Annotated in this window: 22 protein-coding genes; 10 read left to right on the plus strand and 12 right to left on the minus strand. The window is 70.7% G+C overall.

Annotation, left to right across the window (positions count from 1 at the left end; all coding sequences use genetic code 11):
- Positions 1 to 43: 43 nt before the first annotated feature.
- From ACFC1K_RS19325 to ACFC1K_RS19335, 3 genes are all read right to left on the minus strand, one after another.
- The gene (locus ACFC1K_RS19325; RefSeq protein WP_310289727.1) at positions 44 to 295 is read right to left on the minus strand and encodes a YlxR family protein; all 252 of its coding nucleotides are present in this window, start codon (positions 293 to 295) and stop codon (positions 44 to 46) included.
- Between the two features lie 34 nt (positions 296 to 329).
- Positions 330 to 1,319: a transcription termination factor NusA gene (nusA, locus tag ACFC1K_RS19330; protein ID WP_116193892.1), complete on the minus strand. Its 990-nt coding sequence runs from the start codon at positions 1,317 to 1,319 to the stop codon at positions 330 to 332.
- Positions 1,320 to 1,451: 132 nt separating this feature from the next.
- Positions 1,452 to 3,311 carry a lipase family protein gene (locus ACFC1K_RS19335; protein ID WP_375872850.1) on the minus strand — a complete coding sequence of 620 codons (1,860 nt, stop codon included), beginning with the start codon at positions 3,309 to 3,311 and terminating at the stop codon, positions 1,452 to 1,454.
- Positions 3,312 to 3,441: 130 nt separating this feature from the next.
- Between ACFC1K_RS19335 and ACFC1K_RS19340 the strand changes: the two genes are divergently transcribed.
- From ACFC1K_RS19340 to ACFC1K_RS19350, 3 genes are all read left to right on the plus strand, one after another.
- Entirely contained in the window at positions 3,442 to 4,278 is an 837-nt protein-coding gene (locus tag ACFC1K_RS19340; RefSeq protein WP_375872851.1) for a DUF1206 domain-containing protein, read from the plus strand.
- Between the two features lie 85 nt (positions 4,279 to 4,363).
- On the plus strand, positions 4,364 to 4,885 hold the full coding sequence (locus ACFC1K_RS19345; RefSeq protein ID WP_375872852.1) for a pyridoxamine 5'-phosphate oxidase family protein: 522 nt from the start codon (positions 4,364 to 4,366) through the stop codon (positions 4,883 to 4,885).
- Between the two features lie 123 nt (positions 4,886 to 5,008).
- Complete coding sequence (locus ACFC1K_RS19350; protein WP_310289718.1) at positions 5,009 to 5,650, plus strand: GPR1/FUN34/YaaH family transporter; 642 nt, start codon at positions 5,009 to 5,011, stop codon at positions 5,648 to 5,650.
- Positions 5,651 to 5,715: 65 nt separating this feature from the next.
- Here ACFC1K_RS19350 and ACFC1K_RS19355 read toward each other — a convergent pair whose 3' ends face one another.
- Positions 5,716 to 7,743 (minus strand): PhoX family phosphatase, encoded by a 2,028-nt coding sequence (locus ACFC1K_RS19355; protein WP_375872908.1) that lies wholly within the window; start codon positions 7,741 to 7,743, stop codon positions 5,716 to 5,718.
- Positions 7,744 to 7,947: 204 nt separating this feature from the next.
- On the minus strand, positions 7,948 to 8,997 hold the full coding sequence (locus ACFC1K_RS19360; RefSeq protein ID WP_310289717.1) for a TIGR00730 family Rossman fold protein: 1,050 nt from the start codon (positions 8,995 to 8,997) through the stop codon (positions 7,948 to 7,950).
- A gap of 181 nt (positions 8,998 to 9,178) precedes the next feature.
- On the opposite strand from ACFC1K_RS19360, the gene ACFC1K_RS19365 reads away from it, so the two are divergent.
- Positions 9,179 to 10,183, plus strand: coding sequence for a hypothetical protein (locus tag ACFC1K_RS19365; RefSeq protein ID WP_375872853.1), 1,005 nt, complete (start codon positions 9,179 to 9,181; stop codon positions 10,181 to 10,183).
- Positions 10,183 to 10,797 carry a hypothetical protein gene (locus tag ACFC1K_RS19370; protein WP_375872854.1) on the plus strand — a complete coding sequence of 205 codons (615 nt, stop codon included), beginning with the start codon at positions 10,183 to 10,185 and terminating at the stop codon, positions 10,795 to 10,797. Before ACFC1K_RS19365 ends, ACFC1K_RS19370 begins: the two co-directional genes overlap by 1 nt.
- Here ACFC1K_RS19370 and ACFC1K_RS19375 read toward each other — a convergent pair.
- The gene (locus tag ACFC1K_RS19375) at positions 10,784 to 12,583 is read right to left on the minus strand and encodes a proline--tRNA ligase (RefSeq protein ID WP_310289712.1); all 1,800 of its coding nucleotides are present in this window, start codon (positions 12,581 to 12,583) and stop codon (positions 10,784 to 10,786) included. The two genes, ACFC1K_RS19370 and ACFC1K_RS19375, sit on opposite strands and share 14 nt — an antisense overlap.
- A gap of 90 nt (positions 12,584 to 12,673) precedes the next feature.
- On the opposite strand from ACFC1K_RS19375, the gene ACFC1K_RS19380 reads away from it, so the two are divergent.
- Both ACFC1K_RS19380 and pcp read left to right on the plus strand, forming a co-directional pair.
- Positions 12,674 to 14,116, plus strand: a complete 1,443-nt coding sequence (locus tag ACFC1K_RS19380) for an RNB domain-containing ribonuclease (protein WP_375872855.1) — start codon at positions 12,674 to 12,676, stop codon at positions 14,114 to 14,116.
- Between the two features lie 9 nt (positions 14,117 to 14,125).
- Complete coding sequence (gene pcp, locus ACFC1K_RS19385; RefSeq protein ID WP_375872856.1) at positions 14,126 to 14,761, plus strand: pyroglutamyl-peptidase I; 636 nt, start codon at positions 14,126 to 14,128, stop codon at positions 14,759 to 14,761.
- A gap of 13 nt (positions 14,762 to 14,774) precedes the next feature.
- Here the strand turns inward: pcp and ACFC1K_RS19390 are convergent, their stop codons facing one another.
- Positions 14,775 to 15,392, minus strand: a complete 618-nt coding sequence (locus tag ACFC1K_RS19390; protein ID WP_375872857.1) for a TetR/AcrR family transcriptional regulator — start codon at positions 15,390 to 15,392, stop codon at positions 14,775 to 14,777.
- A 115-nt stretch (positions 15,393 to 15,507) separates the two neighbouring features.
- On the opposite strand from ACFC1K_RS19390, the gene ACFC1K_RS19395 reads away from it, so the two are divergent.
- Positions 15,508 to 15,783 (plus strand): hypothetical protein, encoded by a 276-nt coding sequence (locus tag ACFC1K_RS19395; protein ID WP_375872858.1) that lies wholly within the window; start codon positions 15,508 to 15,510, stop codon positions 15,781 to 15,783.
- Positions 15,784 to 15,889: 106 nt separating this feature from the next.
- Here ACFC1K_RS19395 and ACFC1K_RS19400 read toward each other — a convergent pair whose 3' ends face one another.
- From ACFC1K_RS19400 to ACFC1K_RS19410, 3 genes are read right to left on the minus strand one after another with little or no spacing between them, the layout of a single operon-like run.
- Positions 15,890 to 17,119 (minus strand): benzoate/H(+) symporter BenE family transporter, encoded by a 1,230-nt coding sequence (locus ACFC1K_RS19400; RefSeq protein ID WP_375872859.1) that lies wholly within the window; start codon positions 17,117 to 17,119, stop codon positions 15,890 to 15,892.
- A gap of 31 nt (positions 17,120 to 17,150) precedes the next feature.
- Positions 17,151 to 17,774, minus strand: a complete 624-nt coding sequence (locus ACFC1K_RS19405) for a hypothetical protein (protein ID WP_375872860.1) — start codon at positions 17,772 to 17,774, stop codon at positions 17,151 to 17,153.
- Positions 17,775 to 17,820: 46 nt separating this feature from the next.
- Positions 17,821 to 18,762, minus strand: coding sequence for a phosphotransferase (locus ACFC1K_RS19410; RefSeq protein ID WP_375872861.1), 942 nt, complete (start codon positions 18,760 to 18,762; stop codon positions 17,821 to 17,823).
- A 48-nt stretch (positions 18,763 to 18,810) separates the two neighbouring features.
- Here ACFC1K_RS19410 and ACFC1K_RS19415 point away from each other — a divergent pair, with 48 nt between their 5' ends.
- Positions 18,811 to 19,413, plus strand: a complete 603-nt coding sequence (locus ACFC1K_RS19415) for a YdcF family protein (RefSeq protein WP_375872862.1) — start codon at positions 18,811 to 18,813, stop codon at positions 19,411 to 19,413.
- Between the two features lie 12 nt (positions 19,414 to 19,425).
- Here the strand turns inward: ACFC1K_RS19415 and ispG are convergent, their stop codons facing one another.
- Positions 19,426 to 20,577 (minus strand): flavodoxin-dependent (E)-4-hydroxy-3-methylbut-2-enyl-diphosphate synthase, encoded by a 1,152-nt coding sequence (gene ispG, locus ACFC1K_RS19420; protein WP_375872863.1) that lies wholly within the window; start codon positions 20,575 to 20,577, stop codon positions 19,426 to 19,428.
- Between the two features lie 84 nt (positions 20,578 to 20,661).
- Positions 20,662 to 22,563, minus strand: a complete 1,902-nt coding sequence (gene nhaA, locus ACFC1K_RS19425) for a Na+/H+ antiporter NhaA (RefSeq protein ID WP_375872864.1) — start codon at positions 22,561 to 22,563, stop codon at positions 20,662 to 20,664.
- A 233-nt stretch (positions 22,564 to 22,796) separates the two neighbouring features.
- Between nhaA and ACFC1K_RS19430 the strand changes: the two genes are divergently transcribed.
- Complete coding sequence (locus tag ACFC1K_RS19430; RefSeq protein ID WP_375872865.1) at positions 22,797 to 24,731, plus strand: anthranilate synthase family protein; 1,935 nt, start codon at positions 22,797 to 22,799, stop codon at positions 24,729 to 24,731.
- Positions 24,732 to 24,736 lie beyond the last annotated feature (5 nt).

Consider the following 24,736-nt stretch of genomic DNA (forward strand, 5'->3'; position numbering starts at 1 on the left):
GACGGGTCTCATTTCGAGCCGTTCACTTTGTTTCCATAGCCGTTCAGCCTTTTCGCTGGATGTGCTCTTCGATGGTCTGCGTGTCAAGCGGGCCTGACACACGCAATGCCCGCACGAAGGCGCGGCGCCGAATGGCGGCATCCACGCACTCCGGCGTCTCGTGCACCCACGCGCCTCTTCCGGGCATCGAAGCACGCTCGTCGACGACGAGGTGGGATTCGATGGAGACCACCCTGAGGAGGGTGGTCCGGAGAGCACGCGTGCGGCATCCGACGCACGTTCGTACAGGATCCATGGTACACCCCGGGGCTGGGAGCCAGCGCCGCGGGTCAGCCCTCCTCGAGGATCGAGTCCGGCTGGATGTCGATCTTCGCGCCCGTCAGCTTCGCGGCCAGACGGGCGTTCTGGCCCTCCTTGCCGATCGCGAGCGACAGCTGGTAGTCGGGCACGAGGGCGCGCACGGCCTTGTTCGAGGCATCCAGGATGAAGCTCGACGTCACCTTCGCGGGCGACAGCGCATTCGCGACGAATTTCGCGAGTTCGGGGTCGTAGTCGACGATGTCGATCTTCTCGCCGCCGAGCTCCTCGGTGACGGCGCGCACGCGGCGGCCGAGCTCGCCGATGCAGGCGCCCTTGGCGTTGATCGACGGGTCGTTCGCCTTCACCGCGATCTTGGTGCGGTGGCCGGCCTCGCGCGCGAGCGAGACGATCTCGACGAGCCCCGCGGGAATCTCGGGAACCTCGAGCGCGAACAGCTTGCGGACGAGACCCGGGTGCGTGCGCGAGACGGTGATCTGCGGGCCCTTCGTGCCCTTGGCGACCGACGTCACGTAGACGCGCAGACGCGCGCCGTGCGCGTAGTCCTCGCCGGGCACCTGCTCCTCGGGAGGCAGGATCGCCTCGACGGTGCCGAGGTCGACGTGCACCATGCGCGGGTTCGGGCCCTGCTGCACGATGCCGGCGACGATGTCGCCCTCCTTGCCGCGGAACTCACCCAGCACGGCGTCGTCGGCGATGTCGCGGAGACGCTGGCTGATGACCTGCTTCGCGGCGAACGCGGCGATACGGCCGAAGTCCTCGGGAGTCGACTCCTCCTCGCCGACGACCGCGCCCTCCTCGTCGAGCAGCGGGATGAACACGGCCACGTGACCGGTCTTGCGGTCGAGTTCTGCGCGCGCGCCCTCCGGCAGCTCACCCGTGGGCGAGGTGTGCTTCGCGTACGCGGTCAGGATCGCCTGTTCGATGATGCGCACGAGCTCGTCGAAGGGGATCTCCTTCTCGCGCTCGACAGTCCGCAGCAGTCCGAGATCGATGTCCACAGTGGCCTCCGTATTCAGCTCTCACCAGCACGTCGACGCGCGCCGGAACCCTCCAACATTACCGGATGCCGCGTCCCACGGTTCTGCGAGTCGGCTCCACGCCCTGCGCAACGGCCGGCACCCCCCGTCCCCTCACCTGGCGCAGTCGTCGACGTGGGTGCCGGAGTGGCGGAACCGGGCGTCCGTCCACTCGATGAGCACGGGCACGAAGTGCGATCCGGGCAGCAGCGTGCGCAGATGGTCGTAGCCGCGGTACTCGAGGCTGCGCACCTGGTTCCCGTCCGCACACAGCCGGTCGACGAACTCGCGCTGCAGGTGGGGCGGGATGACCTCGTCCTGGTCCCCCCACGCGACGAGGATCGGCTGCGTCCAGGGACCTGTCGGCGTGTTGTCCTCGAGGCGGCGGCCGAGCGCGCCCGCGGTGAGGTCGCCGACGTAGAGCGGGCGGTCCTCCGAGACGCCGAGCGCGGTCGCGACCGACACGATCACGCCGGGCTCGGACGGGCACCGCTGCGTCATCTCGCGGACGATCGCCTCAGAGCCCGGAGCGATGTAGCGGGTGAGGTCGACGTCATCGTAGGTGTCGGCGTAGGGCACCAGCACCCACGAGATGAGGATCGACAGCAGGGCGTTCGCGTCGCCGCTGGTGAGCTCCTCGGCGAGCGCGACCGGCTCTGCGGCCGGTGCGAGCAGGGCTGTGCCCCGCACATCCAGATCGGGCGCGTAGTCGTCGGCGATCTGCGACGTCCAGAGGGCGGCGTGCCCGCCCTGGGAGTGCCCCCAGACCACGGTGCGGCTCGACAGCGTGACACCGTCGAGCTCGCGCGCGGCGATGACGGCGTCGAGCGACGAGCGCGCCTCGCCGCGGCCGATGAGGTACGGGAACACGCCGGGCGCTCCCTGTCCCGAGTAGTCGGACGCCACGACCACCCAGCCGTTCGCGATCGCCTGGTCCAGTCCGGGGATCGCCCACTTCGTCGCCGACGCATCGCGCAGGCTCGGCGCGCACCCGCGGGCGACGCCGGTGGTGCCGTGGTTCCACACGACGACCGGTCGTGGGCCAGGAGGCGGGTCCTGCGGCACGATGACCAGTGCGCTGGCCACAGCCGGCTGGCCGTTGGCGTCGCGGGTCGTGTAGAGGATGCGGCGGACGTCGGCGCCGGCAGGCTTCTGCCCCGAGAAGTCGTCGCTGCGGATCAGGCGCCCGTGGTCGTACGGCACGATGGCGGGCGGGTCGTAGAACGCGTCCACCACCTGGGCGCCGTCCTCGAACCACGAGTTCGCCCACCACCCGCCGACCGCGAGCACCACCAGCAGCGCCGAGAGAGCGTAGCGCCCCACGGCCAGCCACGCGGCGCGGGCGCGGCGGCGACGCGTCGTGGATTCCGGAGCGGATGCTGCGGGCAGCCCCGTCGCCGGAACGGAACGCCGTCCCTCCACGAAGGCGCGCACGGCGCGGACCAGGAGGGTGGCGCCGAACACGATCGTGCGGACACCGAAGATCACCGCGACGAGGAGGACGGTGACATCGGGCCATGCGTACGACAGCACGCCGAATGCGATCTGGGTACCGCCCCACACCCCGGCGAGCACGCGCTGGCTCACGCTGCCGCGCGACACCGCGTCGTACATGGATGCCAGGCCACCCAGCACGAGGAGCACTGCGATGATCTCGGGCAGCAGCTCGAGCGTGCGGCCGAGACCGAAGAGCACCGCCAGGCCCAGCGCGATCCACAGGCCGCCGAACACCAGTCGGGACCAGAGCGGCGTCTCGGGCGCGGCGATGATGCGTGCAAGACCTGAGAAGACGGCGCTCAGGCCCACGTACACGGTCAGCAGCACGAGGGACGTGAGCGGTCGCGTCACGATGAGCAGCCCGACCAGGAGCGAGAGCGCGCCCACGACGACGAGCACGACGGGAGGAGCTCCACGCACCAGGCGAGGTACGACGCTCCAGCCGGTCGCCGGCGGTCGACGGCCCTCGCGGATCATCCGCCCCATCATAGATCGCGTGCGTATGAGGTCGCGGTGCCCTCGGGCCGCGCGCCCTTCATGGGTTCTCCCGTGCGTGGGCGGCGTCAACCCCCGGCTCCTCGTGTCACCGGGAGTTAGCGTGAGGTGGGTGGGGACCCGCGACGAGGTGAAGGCGGGCGCGAAGCAGCTCGCCCGCGAGGCGGAGTCGAACTCCGTCTTCGAGGTGCTGGCGCGCGCCGGCTACGTCGCCAACGCGCTCATCCATGCGCTGATCGGCGTCATCGTGCTCGTGATCGCGTCGGGCGGCAAGGGCGAGGGCGACCAGGCAGGGGCCATGAAGGCGGTGGCAGGTGCCCCCGCGGGCTTCGTCGTGCTGTGGCTCATCGCGACCGGGCTGTGCGCCCTCGGAGTATGGCACGCCGCAGAAGGACTCCTGGCGCGCGATCGGTCCGACGACACGGAAGGCGCCGTGTGGAAGTGGGGGCGCCGGCTCGCCGAATGGGGGCAAGCCGTCGTCTTCCTCGTGCTCGGTCTGATCTCAGCGGCGGTGGCTGTCGGCGCGCGACCGAACGCCGACCAGACCGCCGAGGACGCCAGCCGCGAGCTGCTCCGCATCCCAGGAGGCTCGATCGTCCTGGCGGTCATCGGCCTCGCGATCGGGATCGCCGGCGTCGTCTTCGTGGTCATGGGCGCGGGCCGCAGCTTCAGCGCCCGCATGCGGATTCCCGATGGCGCGCTGGGACGATGGGTCACCGCGCTGGGGATCCTGGGGTTCGTCGCGAAGGGAGTCGCCCTGACAACCCTCGGCGTGCTCGTCATCGTCGCAGCCTTCGTCACCGACGCGCAGGCGGCGGGCAGTCTCGACGGTGCCATCGATGCGATCCTGGCGCTGCCGCTGGGCCCTGCGCTCGCTTGGACGATCGGCATCGGCTTCTTCGCCTACGCGGCCTTCACCATCGCCCGCGCCCGCTTCGCACGGATGTGACCGGACGATGCGACGGCGGTAGGCCCCAGCATCCTCGGTGTCAATGGTCTGGCGTCCACCGACGACCCCGTCGAGCCTGGGAGGCATGACGCACACAGAGGAAGACCTCGTCACCGGCCCCGAAGCGATCGCGCGGGTCAAGGAACTCGTCGAGGACATCGACTTCACCATGCTGACCACTCGCGACTCCGCGGGGAACCTCGTCAGCCGGCCGATGAGCACACGGCAGATGGATGGGAAGGGCGACATCTGGTTCTTCACGCTCGCCGACACGGCGAAGGTGTCGGAGAGTCAGGCGGATCCGCAGCATGACGTGGGCCTGTCGTACCTCGATGCCAAAGGACACCGCTACGTCTCCGTCGCCGGCCGGGCCCAGGTCGTTCGCGATGCGGCGAAGATGAAGGAGCTGTACTCCCCCAGCCTCGACATCTGGTTCGAGAACGGACTCGAGACGCCCGGCATCGTGCTGCTGCGCGTGACGCCCGTCGAGTGCGAGTTCTGGGAGCCCCGGCACGGCAAGCTCGTCACCGCGGCGGGCATGCTGAAGGCGCTTGTGACGAGGGACACGCCGGACGACACCATGTCGCACGGCAGGGTCAGCTGCTGACGCCCGCCAGGCGTCGGCCGTCACGCCGCTGACCGGCGCGGAACGCCCTCCCGGTCTCCTCCGGTCCGCCATACTGGCCGTGCACGACTCAGGCGGCAGTGGCGATCCACAGGGGGTACGGGCATGACCGACGGCACGACGAACATCGCGATCACCGACGCTCTCCCCGCTCCCCGCGGCGGCGGGCTGCGCGTCGCAGACCCAGGGCTCATCGGCCTGCTGGGCTTCGTGATCGCCACCGTCACGGCGCAGCTCGCGCATCTCGGCCTTCAGGACGACGCGCCCGTGTTCTGGGTGGGTGCCGTGTTCGGCGGCGTGGTACAGGTGACAGCGGGCATGCTGTCGTACTTCGCGGGCGACAACTTCCACTTCATCGTGTACAACGCCTTCGGCTGGTACTGGATCGTGGTCCCGGGATTCCTCCTCGGTGAGGAGCTCGGCTTCTTCGAGGTGACCGCCCAGGCGCGTGGGCTCTTCTCGCTCGTGTTCGCGATCCTGGCGCTGCTGTTCACGCCCGCGGGCGCGGTGCACAACTCCGTGCTGCCGATCACGCTGCTGAGCGTCTCGCTCGGGCTGGGGCTCCAGTCGGTCGCGGCGTTCACCGCGACGGAGGGTCTCGCGATCACCGGCTCGATCCTGCTGATGGTGGCCTCTGCGCTCGCGGCCTACATGCTCGTCGAGAAGTTCTACTGGCGGACCATCGGGCGCCGCGTCGTCCCGCTGGGACCGCCGTGGATCCTCGGCGATCCCAACCCGGAGTCGTGACGCCACGACGAGGACGCCGCCCCGCCTGACGAAGGCGGGGCGGCGTCTCGATCCGGCGTCTGAGCTCAGGCGCGGTAGACCTGCACCACCGATGGGCGAGGCGCGGTGGCGACGGCGCCCGCCGCCGCCGAGCCGTAATCCGGGAAGAGGGACGTCGGCGCGGCGAACGTGCCGCCCTCACCCGGGTGCTGCACGGCGACGAACACCAGGCCGTCCTTGTCGTGGATGACGGGACCGCAGGTCTCGGCCTCGCGCGGCACCGACAGGAACTGCTGAACGTGGCCCCGCTCGGCGCCCTCGAGCGGCACGAGGAACAGGCCGTCGTTGTAGCCGATCGTGCTCGGTGCGCCGTCGGTCGAGATCCAGAGGTTGCCGGCCGAGTCGAACGCGACGTTGTCGGGGCACGAGATCGGCGACACGAGCTCCTTGGGGAAGCCGGCGAAGTACGAGTTGCCGAAGACAGCGGGGTCGCCGCAGAGGAGCAGGATGCTCCAGCCGAACGTGGTGCCCGATTGCCCGGCCGTCTCGGTCAGCTCGACCACGTGGCCATAGCGGTTCCCTGTGACGGGGTTCGCCTCATCGAGGGTCGCCACCGATCGCGCCGAGTTGTTCGTGAGCGCCAGGTACACCTTGCCCGTCTTGGGGCTGGGCTCGACGTCCTCCGGACGGTCCATCTTGGTCGCGCCCACGGCATCCGCCGCCAGCCGCGTGTAGACGAGCACCTGCTCCGTGGTGAATCCCGGGACGACGCTCTCGCCGTTCTGCGTGAGCGGGATCCAGGTGCCCGAGCCGTCGAACTTGCCGTCGGCCGGCAAGGCGCCGGTGCCGGTGATCTGGTTCGCCGGCGAGTTGCCCGAGAACTTGGCGACGTACAGGTCGCCCTCGCTCAGCAGCTGGAGGTTCTTCTTGCGCGATCCCGAGATCTTGTTCTTCGAGACGAACTTGTAGAGGTAGTCGTTGCGCTCGTCGTCGCCCATGTACGCGACCACGCGGCCGTCCTCGGCGACGATGACGTTGGCGCCCTCGTGCTTGAAGCGGCCCATCGCGGTGTGCTTGCGCGGGGTCGAGGTGGGGTCCTGCGGGTCGATCTCGACGATGTAGCCGAAGCGGTTGGGCTCGTTGACGTAGTCGGCGTTGTGCGCGTCGAATCGGGGGTCGTACTTGTCCCAGCCGGTCGACGTCGAGGTCGACGACGAGGACTGGTAGCGCTTCTGCGCGGCGGTGTCGGCGGCCCACGCGAAGTAACCGTTGAAGTTCTCCTCGCCCGACAGGATCGTGCCCCACGGCGTGGTGCCCCCGGCACAGTTGCCGAGGGTGCCGTGCACCCAGCGACCCTCGGGGTCGGCCGCCGTCTTCACGAGGTCGCTGCCCGCGGCGGGTCCGGTCAGCTCGAACACCGTCTCGACCGTGATGCGACGGTTGCGCTTGCCGTCGACGACGTACGACCACGGCTCGCCCGTCCGCTTGCGGGTGATCTCGACGACCGACATGCCCTGCGCCGCCTTGTAGATGTCACCTCGACGCTGCAGTTCGGCGGGGTCGGCGGTCGGCGGAAACATGATCTCGGGGTTGACGTACTCGTGGTTGTTCACGAGCACACCGGTCTTGCCGCTCGGGTCGGCGACGATGTCGAGATAGTCGCTGTTGTAGCCGAACTGCACGGCCTGCGCGGAGGGCGTCTGCGCGTTGATGTCGAAGGCCGGGGCGTTCGAGAAGAGCGGGTCGCCCCACCGGATGATCGGACGCCAGGCGTAACCGGCTGGAACGGTGAACTCGTCGACCAGACGGTTCACCGGCGCGATCGGGTCGAACGGGAGGCTGCCGCCTGCGGGTCGCGCGAATGCGGCGCCCGCTCCCCCGACACCCGACGAGCCCGGGCCCGACAGCGGCGTCTGCCCGCGGAGGCCGCCGACGGCGACGGCCACGGCACCCGCGGCGCCCAGGCCGAGGAGCGCGCGACGCGACAGCGCGGCTGCGGCGACCTCCTGGAAGGTCTCGTTGTGCGACGAGTTGCACTCGGGGCCCAGGCACGCGTTGGCGCACTTGTACTGGCAGGTCACGGCGAGGCGCTTGCCTCGTGCGTGGTCTGCCATGGGCAGGGAACGGCGGAATCCTTCGATGATGCTCACGAGCGTCCTCTCGGCATGCATGGCAACGGGCTGGCGTGGGGTGGCGCCAGCCTCGCCGCGTGCGGCGAAGCTCGCCGGAACCGGAGGTGAACGGCCGGCGACGAGGACATGAGAACGGCCTCATCGAGACGGATGCCGCATCCCCGGGTGTGCGGCGACCTCGAGGAGTCAGCCGGCCGGTGCGGATTCCAGCGAGTTGATCGCCCGGATGAGGCGGTACAGCTCGCCCACGCGGAACTGGTTCAGCCGCAGGACCAGCCGCGGCCACTGCAGCTCGTCGTCGTCCTCGATCTCGACGGTGAGCGGTCCGCGCCGCTCGATGCCTCCCTCGGTGACGAGGTCGCCGAACGCGGCGTTGAGCGCCTCGACCTCGGCATCCGTCGGCTCCGCCTTCACGCGCAGCACGAGCCGCTTGCCGACCCAGCGCAGCGAGTCGTAGTTGCGGTAGAACCCGGTGAGCTCGTCGACCGCGGCCGGCACCGAGTCGGTGATGAGCACCCGATCGAAGTCGCCCTTCGAGATCACGCCGGACGGGATCAGGTGATCGTCGACGAATCGGCGCAGCCCCGTCCAGAATGTGCCGCCAGGCGCGTCGAGCAGGACGATCGGCGTCGGATCGGCCTTGCCGGTCTGCTGCAGCGTCAGCAGCTCGAACATCTCGTCCAGCGTTCCAAACCCTCCGGGAACGCAGACGAAGCCGCTCGACTCCTTCACGAGCATGAGCTTGCGCGTGAAGAAGTACTTCATCGCCACATTGCGGGCGTTCGCACCCACGATCGCGTTCGGCTTCTCCTCGAACGGAAGGCGGATCGACACGCCGAGCGAGTTGTGAGGCCCGGCACCCTCGGCGGCGGCCTGCATGATGCCCGGCCCCGCACCGGTCACCACCAGCCAGCCGCGATCGGCGAGCGCCGTGGCCACATCGGACGCCTGACTGTAGTGGGCGTCCTCGGGCAGCGTGCGCGCCGAGCCGAAGATCGTGACCTTCGGGATTCCGCGGTACGGCGCGAACAGCCGGAACGCGGCGCGCATCTCGCTGAGCGCAGCCGAGGTGATCTTGAGGTCAAGGCGGTCGGTGTCGTCGATCCCCATCCCGATGCCCGTCGCGAGGATGCGTGCCACCAGGTCGGTGCTCTCGGTGATGCCTGCTGCGGCGATGGTCGCGCGCAGCTCCTCGGTCACGGGGTGCGGGATGGTTCCGGTGTCGCTGGGGCCCATGACGCCCAGAGTGCCACGCGGAGCCGCCGTTCGGTGGACGACGCGTGAACGTTCTCGCCACGGGACGGGGCGCGACCGATCGATTCGGATACACCGTTGTATCAAAACGCTTGTCGGGTGCATCATTCTGCCTGGGGACACATGGCATGCGCGAGGGAGCGGATGCCACTGGGGGTGCGACATGAGTGCTGACGAGCCGTGGAGCCGCGGCGGTGACGCCGGTGACGGCGACGTCGGCTACAGCCCCGCACCACGAGCGGCCGCCGAGGGGGTGGTGGTGCAGCAGGAAGCTGCCCCGACTGCATACGTCATCCCCCCGGTCGGTCCGCCGCCGGCCCTCGACAGAGGGTCGGCGGCGCCCGCTCGATCGCGGCTGCCCGCCGTCCTCGCGCTCGCGCTCGGCGCGGCGGCGTTGCTCTCATGCATGGTCCTGCTCTTCGCCGGGTGGGGCCGGACCGCAGGGCCGTCGGTCACCGTGGCTCTCGCCGTCGCTGCAATCGCAGCGGGCGTCGTCGCGCTCGAAGGCCGCGGGCGTCGCTCCGCGGCCGCGGTCGCGGGGGTGGTGATGGCGCTGGTCGCAGGAGTGTTCGGCGTCGCGAGCGCGATCCCGCAGCCCGATCTCGGCGTCCACGTGTACGGCTACGCGGACTGCCAGCTGCTCTCGGGAACGCCGCCGGACGACGTCCCCGCCGACGCCTACTCCTCGGCCTTCTTCGCACCGGACCTGGTGGGAGTCGACACCATCTCCGAACCCTCGTTCCCGTACGGCAGGACGATCACGGTCGCGCCGACCGCAGCGACGGAACCGCGCGACATCGCGACCTTCACGGTGGACGCCCCCGTGGACGTCACCGACAAAGCCGCGGCGCCTCCGCAGAACGGGGTGTATGTCGCCGTGCCCGTCACGATCGAGGCGACGCCCGACGGCGGGCTGGACTGCTTCTCGTGGACGGCGCCTCCGAGCTACTGGTTCGTCTACGACGGCGACTACACGGACTACACGACGGTGTCGATCCCCGGGTATCCGACCATCGACGACGGCGGGCGCGACAACGGCGACGGCACCCTCACGTACTACGACATCTTCGACGTCTCGCAAGAGGACGTCTCGAACGGCGGATACGAGTTCGATCTGCTCGAACCCGACGGGACGATCAAGCCGGTCTTCTGGGCGGAGACACCGTGATGAGCACTCCGATCACCCTGGAACAGTCCGCCGGAGCCGAGCTTCCGCGGCCACGCGCGCCATGGCCCGTGGTCGCGGCGTTCTACCTCTGGTGGGTGCTGATCTTCGTGCAGTCCGTCGGGCTCGCGTGGATGGGGCTCGTCTTCGGTCAGGCCGCAGAGGTCGGCGGTCCGGCCTGGGACATCCTCTTCGTCTACGTGCCGATCGGCCTGCCGACCCTCGCGATCGTCATCGTCGAGGTGGTCTTCGTGCTGCGACTGCGGCGCGCGAGCCGCGTGGCGCGGGTGGTGCTGGCCGTCCTCGCGCTCCCGGCCGCGGGCTTCGCGATGGTGATCGTGTCGAACCAGTGGTGGGCGTGGCAGGCCGCGGCATCGTCGGTGTCGTTCGTCGGCCCCGACGTGGGAGGTGACACGACGTTCTGGGTGGTCGTGGGCGCCCTGGTCCTCACGGCGATCGCCGCGGCGATCCTGCCGTTCCTGCGACCCGTCGGCCACTACTTCCGGAAGAAGCCCCGCTTCACTCCCCCGCCGGTGCCGCCCGTGCCCGTGCCCGAGCACGAGACCGCGCCCGGACTCATCGTGACGGAGGAGCGTCCGCCCTTCAGCGAGCGCTGAGGCGGGCGACGGCGTCGGCGACCGAGACGACCTCACGGTCGCCGGTGCGACGGTCCCAGAGCTCGACCTGGCCCTCGGCGGCACCGCGGCCCACGATGACGATCTTCGGCACGCCGACGAGCTCGGCGTCGCCGAACTTCACGCCGGGCGAGACCTTGGGCCGGTCGTCGTAGAGCACGTCGAGGCCCGCGGCCTCGAGGTCGGCCGACAGCTGCGCGGCCACATCGAACATCACCGGCTCGCGGCCGGCCGCGACGACGTGGACATCGAACGGCGCGACCGACGCGGGCCAGATGAGACCCTTGTCGTCGTTGTTGAGCTCGGCGATGATCGCGAGGATGCGGGTCACGCCGATGCCGTACGAGCCCATCGTGACGGTCACGAGCTTGCCGTTCTCGTCGAGGACCTTGAGGCCCAGCGCGTCGGCGTACTTGCGGCCGAGCTGGAAGACGTGCCCGATCTCCATGCCGCGCGCGAGCTCGACCGGACCCGAACCGTCGGGTGCCGGGTCGCCCGCACGGACGCTGGCGACCTCTACGAATCCGTCGCCGGTGAAGTCGCGGCCCGCGACCAGGGTGTGCACGTGCTTCTGGTCGATGTTGGCGCCGGTGACCCACGCGGTGCCGTCGACGACGCGGGGGTCGAGGAAGAACCGGATGCCGGTCGCGGACTCTTCGCCGAGCACGGCGCCGGTCTCCGACCAGGGGCCTATGTAGCCCTTCACGAGCAGCGGGTGCTTCTCGAAGTCCTCAGGCGTCGCAGGCTCTACCTCGGCCGGCGCGAACGCGACCTCGACGCGCTTGTCGTCGACGTCGCGGTCGCCGGGCACGCCGACGATCACGAGCTCGCGCGTGCCGTCGAGGTGGGTGAGCGCCAGCACGACGTTCTTCAGGGTGTGCGCGGCCGTCCACTCGGTGACGCCGTCGGTGGCGGGGCCGGCGATCCCTGAAGCGGGTGCCTCCAGGTGCGCGTTCGAGTGGTCGACGAGCGTCTGGATCGTCGGCGTGTTCGGCGAGTCGAAGATCACCGGACCACCGAGCCCGTCGAGGGCGATCGGCTCCGGCGCGACGGTCGTGAACGCCTCGACATTGGCCGCGTACCCGCCGGCCGAGCGCACGAACGTGTCTTCGCCGACGGCGGTCGGGTGCAGGAACTCTTCGGAGCGCGAACCACCCATCGCTCCCGCATCCGCCTGCACGATGACGTATTCGAGTCCGAGGCGCTGGAAGATGCGCTCGTATGCGTCGCGCTGCAGCATGTAGCTCGCGTCGAGGCCGGCGTCCGACGAGTCGAACGAATACGCGTCCTTCATGGTGAACTCGCGGCCGCGCAGGAGGCCTGCGCGGGGGCGCGCCTCGTCGCGGTACTTGTCCTGGATCTGGTAGATCGTGAGCGGCAGGTCCTTGTACGACGAGTACAGGTCCTTCACGAGGAGCGTGAAGACCTCTTCGTGCGTGGGCGCCAGCAGGTAGTCGGCATCCTTGCGGTCCTTGAGGCGGAAGATGCCGTCGCCGTACTCCTCCCACCGATTGGTGATCTCGTAGGGCTCGCGCGGCAGCAGCGCCGGGAAGTGCACCTCGTACGCTCCCGCGTTCGTCATCTCCTCACGGACGACCTGTTCGACCTTCGCCTTCACGCGCAGACCCAGCGGGAGCCACGCGAAGATGCCTGGCGCCTGGCGCCGGATGTAGCCGGCGCGCACGAGCAGCTTGTGGCTCGTGACCTCGGCGTCAGCGGGGTCTTCACGGAGCGTGCGGAGGAAGAAGTGCGACAGACGGGTGACCACGAGGGTCAAGTTTAGGGCGAATGGATGCTGCGCCCCCGCGCCGATGTCAATCCTGGTCGTCGCACGCGCACCGGTGCCTACACTGATCGGGTGCCCGCACGCCGACCTCGACTCGCTCCCGCGCAGGCCCACGACGAGCTCGTCGAGTCGCTCGCGCACCTGCGCGAGGAGCTGGAGCTTCCGGCCGGCTTCCCCGCTGACGTGGAGGCCGAGGCACAGCGCGCCGCAGGCGCGGTCCCTGCCGATCCGGCGACGGCGGAGCTCGATGACCTGCGCGACATCGAGTTCCTGACGATCGATCCCGCGGGCTCCACTGACCTCGACCAGGCCCTCCACCTCGAGCGCACGGCGACGGGGGCGGTGCTGCACTATGCGATCGCCGACCTTCCCGCCTTCGTGACCCCGGGCGGGCCGATCGACGCGGAGGCGCGGCTGCGCGGTCAGACCCTGTACGCGGCGGATGGTCGGATCCCGCTGCATCCCGTCGTCATCAGCGAGGACGCGGCGTCGCTGCTGCCGGATCAGGACCGTCGGGCGTTCGTCTGGAGGTTCGTCCTCGACGACGGGGCTCGCCCCGTCGAGACGACGCTGCGACGCGCCGTGATCCGGTCGCGGGCGCAGTGGACCTACGTCGACGCCCAGGCCGCGATCGACGCCGGCAGCGCTCCGCCGAACCTCGAGGCGCTCCACTGGTTCGGCCAGGAGCGGCTCGCTCGCGAGGCCGAGCGCGGCGGTGCGAGCCTGAACGTGCCCGAGACCCGCATCGTCGCCGACGACGGTGGTCACCGCCTCGAACGCGACGCTCCGCTCGTCCTCGAGGATTGGAACGCCCAGGTCTCGCTCCTCACCGGAATGGCCGCCGCCGACATCATGCTGAAGGGCCGCGTGGGCATCCTGCGGACGATGCCTGCTGCCGAGGCCGACGACGTCGCCGGGTTCCGAGCGCAGACGGTGGCGCTCGGCATCCCGTGGCCGGCCGACGTCTCGTACGGCGACTACCTGCGCGGTCTCGAGCGCGATTCGCCCGCCGCGCTCGCGATCCTGGATGCCGCCGCGGGCCTCTTCCGCGGTGCGGGGTACGCGGCGTTCGACGGCGCACCGCCCGCCGACCCGCTGCAGGCGGCGATCGGCGCGCCCTATGCTCACACCACGGCGCCGCTGCGGCGGCTCGTCGATCGCTGGTCGCTCGTGATCTGTGAGGCGCTCGCGAACGGGCGGGAGGTGCCCGTGTGGGCGCGGGAGAGCCTTGCGTCGCTGCCGAAGATCATGGCGCGCAGCGACGGCGTGGCGAATCGTCTCGGGGCGGCGACCGTCGATCGGGTCGAAGCGGCCCTCCTGTCCGGCCACGAAGGCCAGGTCTTCGAAGCCGTGGTGCTGGGCCTGCGCGGCGACGGCGCCCGCGTGCAGCTCATGGATCCGCCGGTCACCGCGAAGGTCGCGGGGCTCGACGCGGCGGCGGGGGCGACCGTGCGACTGCGCCTCAGGTCCGTCGACATCGGCTCGGGCACCGTCGTGCTCGAGCACAGCGAATAGCGTGGTCGCATGACGACAGTGCTGCTCACCGGGTTCGAGCCGTTCGGCGGCGACTCCTCCAACCCGTCGGGAGCCGCCGTGAATCTCGTTGCCTCACGCTGGGAAGGGCCGGAAGCGCTGGTCACCGCCGTGCTGCCGGTGACGTTCGCGGGCGCAGCGGAGCGGATGCGCGCACTGCTGGCAGAGCACCGGCCCGACATCGTGATCGCCGCCGGGCTCGCGGGCGGTCGCGCCGCGATCGGCGTCGAGCGCGTGGCAGTGAACCTCGTCGATGCGCGCATCCCCGACAACGACGGCGACCAGCCCGTCGACGTGCCGAGCGTTCCCGGTGCCGCAACCGCCCATTTCGCGACGCTTCCCGTGAAGGAGATCGCACGGCGCATCGCCGGCGCCGGGATCCCCGCCCAGGTGTCGTACTCGGCCGGCACGTTCGTGTGCAACCACGTGTTCTTCACGGCCCTTGAGGCGGCGGCATCCGGAACCCGTGCCGGATTCGTGCACGTGCCCTGGGCGGCCGAGCACGCGCCGACGACGGGGTCTGCCGCCCTGCCCCTCTCCGACATCGCCCGTGCGCTCGAGATCGCGGTGCAGACCAGCCTTGACGTGACCGCGGACACCACCGTGCACGGCGGCACGCTGCACTGACCGCGCTCGGGCGTCAGCGGGCGGCGGGCTCGGCCGAAGCGGACGCCGCCACCGCAGTCGCGGCAGCCGTCACCGTGGCGACGATCGCGGCGCGTCGTGCCGCGATGCGCGTGGCGCCGTCGCCGGCCTGGGGCACGATGAGGGCGTCGAGCTGCGGCAGCACCGGCCAGGCGTTGACGAGGCTCACGAGGGTGAGCAGCAGCTCCCCCGCCTCGACGCGACCGACACCCGGCAGCATGCGCTGGATGCGCGTGACCTTCTCGGCGTGGAACTCGGCTCGCACCGGACTGTCGGCCGCCGCGATGCCGCGTTCGAGTCCTTCCCAGTAGACGAGGCGGGGGATGTGGCCATTCGCCATGTGGTGGTCGAACAGCCGCGCGGCGTAGTCGCCCACCGCCTCGGGCCCGGTGCCCTCGACCTGCACCGCCTGCAACGCGGCCTGGAGCGCTTCGGCGAGCACGGTGGCGAAGAGCTCGTCCTTCTTGCCGAAGTACTGGTAGATGCGCTCCTTGTTCACGCCGGCCGCGGCGGCGATGCGATCCACGCGGGCTCCGGCGAGCCCGTGCTCGCTGAACTCCACCGTCGCCGCTTCGAGCAGCAGCCGCCTCGTGCGCTCGGTATCCCACGCCATGCGCCCATGGTAACGAAGAACTCCAACTAAGTGGTTGCGGAATAGTCTGCGCGGTGATTCACTTACAACCAGCCAGTTGCAACCATTCAGTTGGCTTTTCGGAAGGATGCCGCACATGTCCGCTTCTTCGAGCACCGAGCCCGTTCGCGTGGCTGCCCCCGCTCCCGCGCCGTCCGTCCATGTCCGCGCCGTGATCACATGGCTGGCGATCTTCCCTCTCGTGTCGGTGGGGATGCTGCTGCTCGGACCCGTGTCGGAGTCGTGGCATCCCATCCTCCGCGCGCTGGTGCTCACCGCCGTCGTCGTGCCGCTCGCGGTCTACGTGGTCGTGCCGCGCCTTCTCGGCGCCTACACGTCGCTTCTCCGGCGCCGCGCGCCCCGCGAGGGCTGACGTCGCCGCGTCCTGGGCGGAGGGGATGTGAGGAGCGGAGGCAGGTGTCGGCGGATTCGACCCTCCGCTCCTCGCATCTCCTCCGCTCGTTGCGGATGCGGCGCGATCACCGCGAGCGGCGGCCGAAGTGGAGCACTTCACGCACGACGAGACCTGCGACCAGGGCCCAGAACGCGGCGCTCACGCCCGCGATCGCCACGCCCGACGCGGCCACGAGGAACGTCACCACCGCCGGCAGCCGCTCCCCCGGGTCGTCGATCGCCTGCTGCACGGCGGAGCCGAAGGCGCCGAACAGCGCGATGCCGGCGACCGCCGGGATGACAGCCTTCGGCGCCACCACGACCAGTGCGACGAGCGCCGCCGACAGCCCGCCGAGCACGATGCCGCTGGCGCCCGTCGACACACCCGCGACCCAGCGCCGCTTCGGGTCGGGATCAGCGTCCGGTGCCGCGGCGAGCGCCGCGCTGATCGCGGCGAGGTTGATCGCGTGTCCGCCGGCGGTCGCACCGAGCGCGGTGCCGACGCCGGTCACGAGCATCGCCGGCCGCCACGGCACCTGGTAGCCGAAGCTGCGCATGATCGCGATGCCGGGCACGTTCTGCGACGCCATCGTCACCAGGAACAGCGGCAGCGCGAGTCCGACGACGGCGCCGAAGGTGAGCGTCGGCGCGGTGAACTCCAGTCGGGGAACCAGCAGCGCCGGGTCGATCGTCGCGCCTGTGACCGCGACATCCACCGCCACGACGACGGATGCCGCGACGAACGCGAGCGGCACCGCCCACCGCGGCGCGAGACGCACGAACACGAGCCACGTGACGAGGACCGGCACGACCCCCCACGGGTTCAGCACCAGCCCGGAGACCGGGGCGAGACACAGCGGGAGCAGCACTCCGGCGAGCATCGCCTGCGCGATCGACGGCGGGATCCGCGCGATGAGCCGGCCGAGCTGCGGCCAGAGCGCCGTCAGCAGGATGAGGCCGGCGGTCACGAGGAACGCGCCGACCGCCGCGGGCCAGCCGCCCTCGACGGCTCCGGTGGCGGCGAGCACCGCGGCGCCGGGCGTGGACCACGCGACGGTGATCGGCATGCGGTAGCGCCACGCCAGCAGAATCGCCGACGCCCCCATCGTGAGGCAGAGCACGAGGAGGCCGCTCGCGGCCTGCGCGCGCGATGCCCCGACGGCGTCGAGGCCCGTGAGCACCACGGCGAAAGAGCTCGTGACGCCGACGAGGGAGGTCACGATGCCCGCGACGATGGGCCGCGACAGCGGTGCGGTCCCGGGCGGAGCGGGCGAAGGATCCGGCACCGTGGCGCCGGTCGAGGAGTCCTCAGTCATCCCTCGTGCCGTCGCGATCGGCGAGAGGGGCTCATGATGCGCCTCCGGCGATGCCGACGACCGCGAGGACCACGACCAGGCAGGTCACGGCGATCACGATCACGTTGACGCGACGAACGGCATCGGCCGGAGGATCGGCGACGCCGACCTGCGCCGCACCGGCCGCAGCGAGTCTGCGCGCGATCGACGCCGCGACCTGGCCCGCGGGCGTGGTCGCGGTGCCGACCGTCAGCTCGGAGACCCGCCTGACGGGCTGGAACCCGCTCGCATGCGCGTCCGCGGAACGCATCGCCTCGATGGCGAGGTTCTGCTGGCCGGGCACCGCCCATGCGCGCACACGCCGACCCCCGCGGAGAAGGAAGTCGAGCGTGAAGCCCGATGCCACGCCGTCGAGCGCGGAGAACGCGAACCTCGTGGTCGTGAACGTGTTCCGCACGAGCACCGCGTCGGTCTCGACGGTCACGCGCGGCCACACCGCAAACGCCCAGAGCAGCCACAGCACGAGCCCCAGCCCGGCCGAGAACGCGAGGTAACGCAGGTCGAACACCGGCAGCGCCGCGAGGACGACACCCGCGGCCGCGGCCCCGACGGTCAGCGGCACGAAACGCAGGCGCTCGTACACCTCGACATCGCCGGCCCTGCGCAAGTGCACCATGCGCTCACAGTAACGGAGCCGTCGCGCGGCTCCGCGCGGCCCGGCCTCAGTGCGTCTCGTACTCCGCGAGCACGTCCGCGATCATGCGATGCCCCTGCGCCTCGAACTCGGCGTCGCCGACCTGATGCGCCCAGCAGGCCGTTCCGATGGCCTCGCGCGCTCGCATGAGGATCCAGTGGGACGGTCCCCACGCCTCTCCCCGCATCGCTTCGCGCTGCGCGGAGCCTCGGGCGCGTGGGCCCAGCCGGGGGTCCTGGCCGTAGCCATCGAGGAACGCCACCTCACAGGCGGGGTTCTCACGCCATTCCTGCGCGGCGAGGCGCACGAAGTCCGTGGCGGCGGGGCGGAATGCGAACCGCCCGAAGTCGATGACGCGTACCTCGTCGCCGTCGACCAGCCAGTTGCGCGGCTGCCAGTCTCCGTGGGTCGGAACGAGGTCGTCCTCGATCGGGGGCAGCGCGGCGAGCATGGCTCGCAAGCGGCGCTCGACGTCCGGCGCGATGGCGTGGGGCGCGTCCAGCCAGGCGATCGCGCGGCGGGTGGCGGCAGCATCCATCCCCTCCGACGGCCGCGTCGCCTGCGCGTGGAACCGCCGCAGCAGGGTGCCCGCACGACGATGGACCTCGGGGTCGACGCCCGCAGCCGTGCGGTACGCCAGCCCGCCGGGAAGCCAGTCGAGCGCCAGGAGGCGGGCCTCACGATCGGCCCATCGCAGCCTCGCCGCGTGACCGCGCTCCGCCCACGGAGAGACGTAACCGCCCTCGTGCGCGTCGAGCTCGCGGCCGAGGTGGTGGTCGGTGTCGCCTCCCGCCTTGACGATGAGCGTGCGATCATCCTGGCGCACCTGCAGCACGACCGTCTCGACCTGGTTCCAGCTGAGGTCGGCGATGACCTCAGCGCCGGGGAGCCACGCGGCGACGAGGGCACGCTGCGGCGGCGACAGACGGCCGAGGCCGGCGTCGACAGGCGGCGTCGAGGGGTGGTGCACCCTCGGATCCTGCCATGCACGCCGTGACCGTGCCCGTAGGGTCGGGGTGTGCGACGACTCATCCCCCCGCTCGCGGTCGCCGCGACAGCGGCCGGCCTGAGCCTGCTCGCGTGGGCGGAGTACGTGAACTGGCGCGCCTCGCACCGCGCGCTCGGCGTCAGCACCGGCACGGACGGCATCGAGGCGGTGGTGGTCCTGGGCTACCGCGATCGCGGGCCGAAGGCGAACTTCGTCAACCGGTACCGCGTTCGCGTCGGGCTCCGTTCGCAAAGTTCTCGGGCACGCGAGAGCGTGCTGGTGCTGTGCGGCGGCAGCGTCGGCGGCGACATCCCTGAAGCCGAGCTGATGGCGCGCTACGCCCGGAGTCGCGGTTACGCCGGGCGGATCCTGCTCGACTCGACGAGCACGACCACGCAGGAGAACATCAAGAACGCGATCGCGCTCGTGGAGGACGCGGATGCCATCAAGGTCGTGTCGAACCCGCCGCACGCCGCGGTCGGACGTCAGTACCTCCGCAGCCTGAGGCCCGACCTCGCCGACCGTCTGGCGCGCGGCGCCGACTACCGGTTCGGCGAGGCGCCGCTGCTCAAGGTCGCGGCGGCGGTCATCGCAGGCCGGTACCACGCGCGGCGGCGGGCCGAACTGCGATGACGGGCGCCCGCGCTAGGACGTGACGACCTGGGCGGTGCCGATCGGCGCGTCGGGGCCCATCTCGTCGGCGATGCGGTTCGCCTCTTCGATGAGGGTCGCGACGATGTCGGCCTCGGGCACCGTCTTGATGACCTGGCCCTTCACGAAGATCTGCCCCTTGCCGTTGCCCGACGCGACGCCGAGGTCGGCCTCGCGGGCCTCGCCCGGGCCGTTCACGACGCAGCCCATGACCGCGACGCGCAGCGGGACGGTCATGTCCTTGAGGCCCTCGGTCACGTTGTCGGCCAGCGTGTACACGTCGACCTGGGCGCGGCCGCACGACGGGCACGAGACGATCTCGAGCTTGCGCTCGCGCAGGTTGAGCGACTGCAGGATCTGGTGGCCGACCTTGACCTCTTCGGCCGGCGGGGCCGACAGCGAGACGCGGATCGTGTCGCCGATGCCTTCCGCGAGGAGGATGCCGAAAGCCGTGGCGCTCTTGATCGTCCCCTGGAACGCCGGGCCTGCCTCGGTGACGCCGAGGTGGAGGGGCCAGTCGCCCCGCTCGGAGAGGAGGCGGTACGCCTTCACCATGACGATCGGGTCGTTGTGCTTGACCGAGATCTTGAAGTCGTGGAAGTCGTGCTCCTCGAAGAGGGATGCCTCCCACACGGCGCTCTCGACGAGCGCTTCGGGCGTCGCCTTGCCGTACTTCTCGAGCAGGCGCTTGTCGAGCGAGCCGGCGTTCACGCCGATCCGCAGCGACACTCCGGCCGCCTTCGCGGCGGCCGCGATCGCGCCGACCTGGTCGTCGAACTTGCGGATGTTGCCGGGGTTCACGCGCACCGCGCCGCACCCGGCATCGATCGCCTGGAAGACGTACTTCGGCTGGAAGTGGATGTCGGCGATCACCGGGATCTGGCTCTTCGCCGCGATGATGTGCAGCACGTCGGCGTCGTCCTGCGAGGGGACGGCGACCCGGACGATCTCGCAGCCCGAGGCGGTGAGCTCGGCGATCTGCTGGAGGGTCGCGTTGATGTTGGTCGTCGGAGTCGTCGTCATCGACTGGACGCTCACGGGGGCATCGCCACCGACCAGCACTTTTCCCACCTTGATCTGGCGGGTCTTGCGACGGGGGGCGAGCGTTTCGGGGACCTTGGGCATCCCGATGTTGACGGCTGGCACGTCTGACAGCCTACGCGCAGCGAGTGAGGCCCTGCCGCTTGCGGACGGGGCCGAGCGAGCAAGCGTGGAGCGCCGCAGGCGCGACTACGCGTCGGCGCGGGGCGGGGGCCGGGTGCCGGTCCCTTCCGCCTCCGAGCCCGTGAGGGCGCGCACGAGCGTGCGTGCGTCGTACGGCCCTACGTGCCGCACGCCGTTGATGAAGAACGTCGGCACCGACGTGATGTCCATCGCCTCGGCATCCAGCATGTCGTCGCGCACCCGCTCGGTCACCTTCGGCGAGCTGAGATCCTCCTCGAAGCGCTCGACGTCGAGACCGAGCTCGCGGGCGCGCCGGATGATGTCGGACGGCAGCTGGTGGTCCTGATCGGCGAACAGGCTGCGTGAGAACTCCGGCAGCTTGCCCTGCAGATTCGCGGCTTCGGCGGCCTCCGCCGCGGCGAGCGCGTTGGGATGCTGCCGCTCGAGCGGGGCGTGCCGCCAGACGTAGCGCAGCCGGTCGCCGAGCTCGCGGCGCACCTCCTCGATCGATCCGGAAGCCTTGAGGCAGAACGGGCACTGGAAGTCGCCGTACTCGACGATCGTGAGCGGGGCGTTCACGTCGCCGTAGATGTGGTCGCGCTTGGGGTCGACCGCACGCACCAGGGTGCGTCCGCCGTCGTCGTCGGGCCGTCGCGCATCCGAGATGCGGAACACGATCGTCGCGAGGATGAACGCGAGGACGGATGCTGCGAGCACGCCGACGCGCGCCTCGTTCTGCACGCCGGGGTCGTCGATCGCGAGATCGATGATGAAGAGCGAGATCGTGAACCCGATGCCGCACAGCATCGCGCCGCCGGCGATGCGGTCGAGGGTGAGCCCGAGTCCGAACTCGCCGAGCTTGAACACCTTCATGATCGCGGCCGCGCCGAAGACGCCGACGAACTTGCCGACCACGAGCCCGACGATGATGGCCCACGTGACCGGCGACTGCACCGCCGCCGCGAGGATGGGCCCCGAGATCTCGACGCCCGCGTTGGCGAGCGCGAACAGCGGAAGGATGACGTACGCCACATACGGGGAGTACGCCGACTGCAGCCGCTCGTTGATGGAGATCGACTCACGCAGGCTGTTCGCCGCCTGGCGGGCGTACTCGGTGTTGGGCGACTGACGGAACACCCGGGCGAGCTCGAGCGCCTGCTCCACGTCGCGGCGATTCGGCCGGTAGACCGGGATCAGCAGGGCGATGGCGACACCGGCGAGCGTCGGATGCACGCCGGACGCGAGGAACGCCAGCCACACGATGATCGACAGGGTCGCGTAGATGGGGCCGCGGCCGCGGCGCACGTAGCGGGTGAAGTAGATGCCCGCGAGCCCGACCGCCGCGACGACGAGCGGCAACGGCGTGAAGTTCTCGGTGTAGAAGAGCGCGATGATGCTCAGCGCCCCGATGTCGTCCACGACCGCGAGCGCGAGCAGGAAGACGCGCAATCGGCCGGAGGCGCGAGGTCCGATGAGGGCGAGCGCGCCGACGAGGAACGCGGTGTCGGTCGAGATCACGACGCCCCACGCGTGTTCGCTGCCCGATCCGGCGGCGATCGCGAGGAAGAGCCCGGCCGGCACGAGCAGCCCCGCGATGGCGGCCATGACGGGGATCATCGCGCGCGACCAGCTCGTGAGCTCGCCGATCGCGAACTCCCGGCGCACCTCGAGCCCGACGGTGAAGAAGAAGATCGCCATGAGCGCGTCGTTGACGAGCGCATGCAGCGTGAACTCGAGGTGGATGTCGCCGAACCCGACGGTCAGCTCCGTCTCCCAGAAGTCGTGGTAGGACGTCGCGGAGATGTTCGCCCACACGATCGCGACGAGCGTCGCGAGCACCAGCAGCAGCGCGCCGGTGCGCTGCTCCCCCATGTTGCGGATGCGGTCGGCGATCGACGGACCGCGGCGGCGCGAGCGCGCCGGCCGCTCGGGTTCAGGCGAGCGCTCGGTGATGGTCAGCTGGGTCATGGCGTACCTCCGCGGCGCGGGGATGGGAGGAGACGGGCTCGCCTCAGTATGGTGCGTAACGCGGGGCCGGTGGGCCGATGGCCGGATCGGGCGTGTGGTAGGTTCGGCGCATGTCCGCGCACCTCTCCTGGTGGCTCACCGCATAGGCGGTGGGTTTCGCGCGACCACAGACCGCCCACGGGGCGGTCTTCTTTTTCGTACGGGACTCCGCCCCACGACGAAAGACGACGCACATGTCCGGGCCCGCTTCCCCGTCCCTTCCCGACCTCGCTGCGAGCGGTCTCCCGTTCGCGCTCATCGCGCGTGACGACCGCACCGTCGAGGTGCTGACCGGCAGCGTCGTCGACGTCGACCTCCTCGCCGACATCCCGCTGACGGGAGCCTCCGGCGCACCGAACGAGGTGCTCGCCCTGGTCCCGTTCCGTCAGGTGCGCGAGCGCGGGTTCGAGTGCCACGACGACGGTGCGCCGCTGCGCTGCCTCATCGTCGAGAATCGCGCCTCGCTCCCCCGCGACGAGGCCCTCTCCCAGCTGCCGACCTCCGCGGTCCCCCTCGACGGCCCCGGCTTCGACATCGCCGACGAGGAGTATGCCGACATCGTGCGGCGCGTGATCTCCGACGAGATCGGTCGCGGCGAGGGCGCCAACTTCGTCATCCGTCGCGACTTCACCGCGGGCGTGTCGACGGATGCCGCCACCGCCGCCCTGACGTGGTTCCGGGCTCTCCTCGAACACGAGCGGGGCGCGTACTGGACCTTCGCGGTGGTCACCCCCGGCCATGTCGCGGTGGGCGCGAGCCCCGAGGCGCACGTGAGCGCACGCGACGGCGTCGTGACGATGAACCCGATCTCCGGCACGTTCCGCCACCCCGCGGGAGGGGCGACCCCCGAGACGCTCAGCGAGTTCCTCCGCTCGACGAAGGAGACCGAGGAGCTCTTCATGGTCGTCGACGAGGAGCTCAAGATGATGAGCGCCGTCTGCTCGGACGGCGGCCGCATCACGGGGCCCCACCTCAAGGAGATGTCGCGGCTCACCCACACCGAGTACGTGCTGCGGGGCCGCAGCAAGCTCGACCCGCGCGACATCCTGCGCGAGACGATGTTCGCGCCGACGGTGACCGGCTCGCCGATGCAGAACGCGTGCACGGTCATCACTCGTCACGAGACGACCCCCCGCGGCTACTACTCGGGCGTCGCGGCGCTCTTCACTCCCCGTGAGACGCTCGCGGCGGGCGAAGCGACCCACGACCTCGACGCGCCGATCCTCATCCGCACCGCCTACCTGCAGGACGGCCGGCTGCGCGTGCCGGTCGGGGCCACGCTCGTGCGCCACTCCGACCCGTACGGCGAGGTCGGCGAGACCCACGGCAAGGCCGCCGGCGTGCTCGGCGCGATCGGCGCCGTTCCCCGCGACACCGAAGCCGAGTCCGCGGCAGCGCGCAGCGAGGTCATCGACGAGGACGCCCCCGCGGCGGCACCCCGACGCCTCGCCGACGACCCTGCGATCGCCGAGCTGCTGGCGTCGCGCAACGGCCGCCTCGCCGAGTTCTGGCTGAACCCGCAGGGCTCGGGCGAACCCGGATCCTTCCAGGGGCGGTCGGCGCTCGTCGTCGACGCCGAGGACCGCTTCACCACGATGCTCGCCCACCAACTGCGCCACCTCGGGCTCGAGGTCGAGATCTCGCCGTGGAGCGAGGTCACCGACGCGCAGATCGATGCGGCGGAGCTCCTCGTGACCGGCCCGGGGCCGGGTGACCCTCGCGACGCGTCGAGCCCGCGCATCCGTCGCATGCGCGAGGTCGTCGCACGTCGCCGCGCTGCCGGCCGGCCGCTCCTCGCGGTGTGCCTGAGCCACCAGATCCTCGCCGACACGTTCGGCATCGACCTCGCTCCGCTCGACGCGCCGCACCAGGGCCTGCAGAAGTCGGTCGACGTGTTCGGTGTGCCGGCATCGATCGGCTTCTACAACACCTTCACCGCACGCGTCCCCGCCGGAACGACGCGCGTGCGCGAAGCGGAGGTCGCAGCCGACGCCTCGGGCGATGTGTACGCGCTGCGAGGCCCCGGATTCGCGTCCGTGCAGGGTCACCTCGAGTCGATCCTGTCGCGCGACGGCATGACGACGCTCCAGCGCCTCGTCGAACAGGCGCTGGCGCCCGTCCCCGCCTGACTCCG

It is taken from the genome of Microbacterium sp. NPDC056057 (genome assembly GCF_042266945.1).
Lineage (GTDB): Bacteria > Actinomycetota > Actinomycetes > Actinomycetales > Microbacteriaceae > Microbacterium > Microbacterium trichothecenolyticum_C.

Coding starts and splice junctions, on each gene's coding strand:
- ACFC1K_RS19325 (WP_310289727.1), bottom strand. CDS start 295: ATGGATCCTGTACGAACGTGCGTCGGATGCCGCACGCGTGCTCTCCGG.
- ACFC1K_RS19335 (WP_375872850.1), bottom strand. CDS start 3,311: ATGATCCGCGAGGGCCGTCGACCGCCGGCGACCGGCTGGAGCGTCGTA.
- ACFC1K_RS19345 (WP_375872852.1), top strand. CDS start 4,364: ATGACGCACACAGAGGAAGACCTCGTCACCGGCCCCGAAGCGATCGCG.
- ACFC1K_RS19350 (WP_310289718.1), top strand. CDS start 5,009: ATGACCGACGGCACGACGAACATCGCGATCACCGACGCTCTCCCCGCT.
- ACFC1K_RS19355 (WP_375872908.1), bottom strand. CDS start 7,743: ATGGCAGACCACGCACGAGGCAAGCGCCTCGCCGTGACCTGCCAGTAC.
- ACFC1K_RS19360 (WP_310289717.1), bottom strand. CDS start 8,997: ATGGGCCCCAGCGACACCGGAACCATCCCGCACCCCGTGACCGAGGAG.
- ACFC1K_RS19365 (WP_375872853.1), top strand. CDS start 9,179: ATGAGTGCTGACGAGCCGTGGAGCCGCGGCGGTGACGCCGGTGACGGC.
- ACFC1K_RS19370 (WP_375872854.1), top strand. CDS start 10,183: ATGAGCACTCCGATCACCCTGGAACAGTCCGCCGGAGCCGAGCTTCCG.
- pcp (WP_375872856.1), top strand. CDS start 14,126: ATGACGACAGTGCTGCTCACCGGGTTCGAGCCGTTCGGCGGCGACTCC.
- ACFC1K_RS19390 (WP_375872857.1), bottom strand. CDS start 15,392: ATGGCGTGGGATACCGAGCGCACGAGGCGGCTGCTGCTCGAAGCGGCG.
- ACFC1K_RS19395 (WP_375872858.1), top strand. CDS start 15,508: ATGTCCGCTTCTTCGAGCACCGAGCCCGTTCGCGTGGCTGCCCCCGCT.
- ACFC1K_RS19400 (WP_375872859.1), bottom strand. CDS start 17,119: ATGACTGAGGACTCCTCGACCGGCGCCACGGTGCCGGATCCTTCGCCC.
- ACFC1K_RS19405 (WP_375872860.1), bottom strand. CDS start 17,774: ATGGTGCACTTGCGCAGGGCCGGCGATGTCGAGGTGTACGAGCGCCTG.
- nhaA (WP_375872864.1), bottom strand. CDS start 22,563: ATGACCCAGCTGACCATCACCGAGCGCTCGCCTGAACCCGAGCGGCCG.
- ACFC1K_RS19430 (WP_375872865.1), top strand. CDS start 22,797: ATGTCCGGGCCCGCTTCCCCGTCCCTTCCCGACCTCGCTGCGAGCGGT.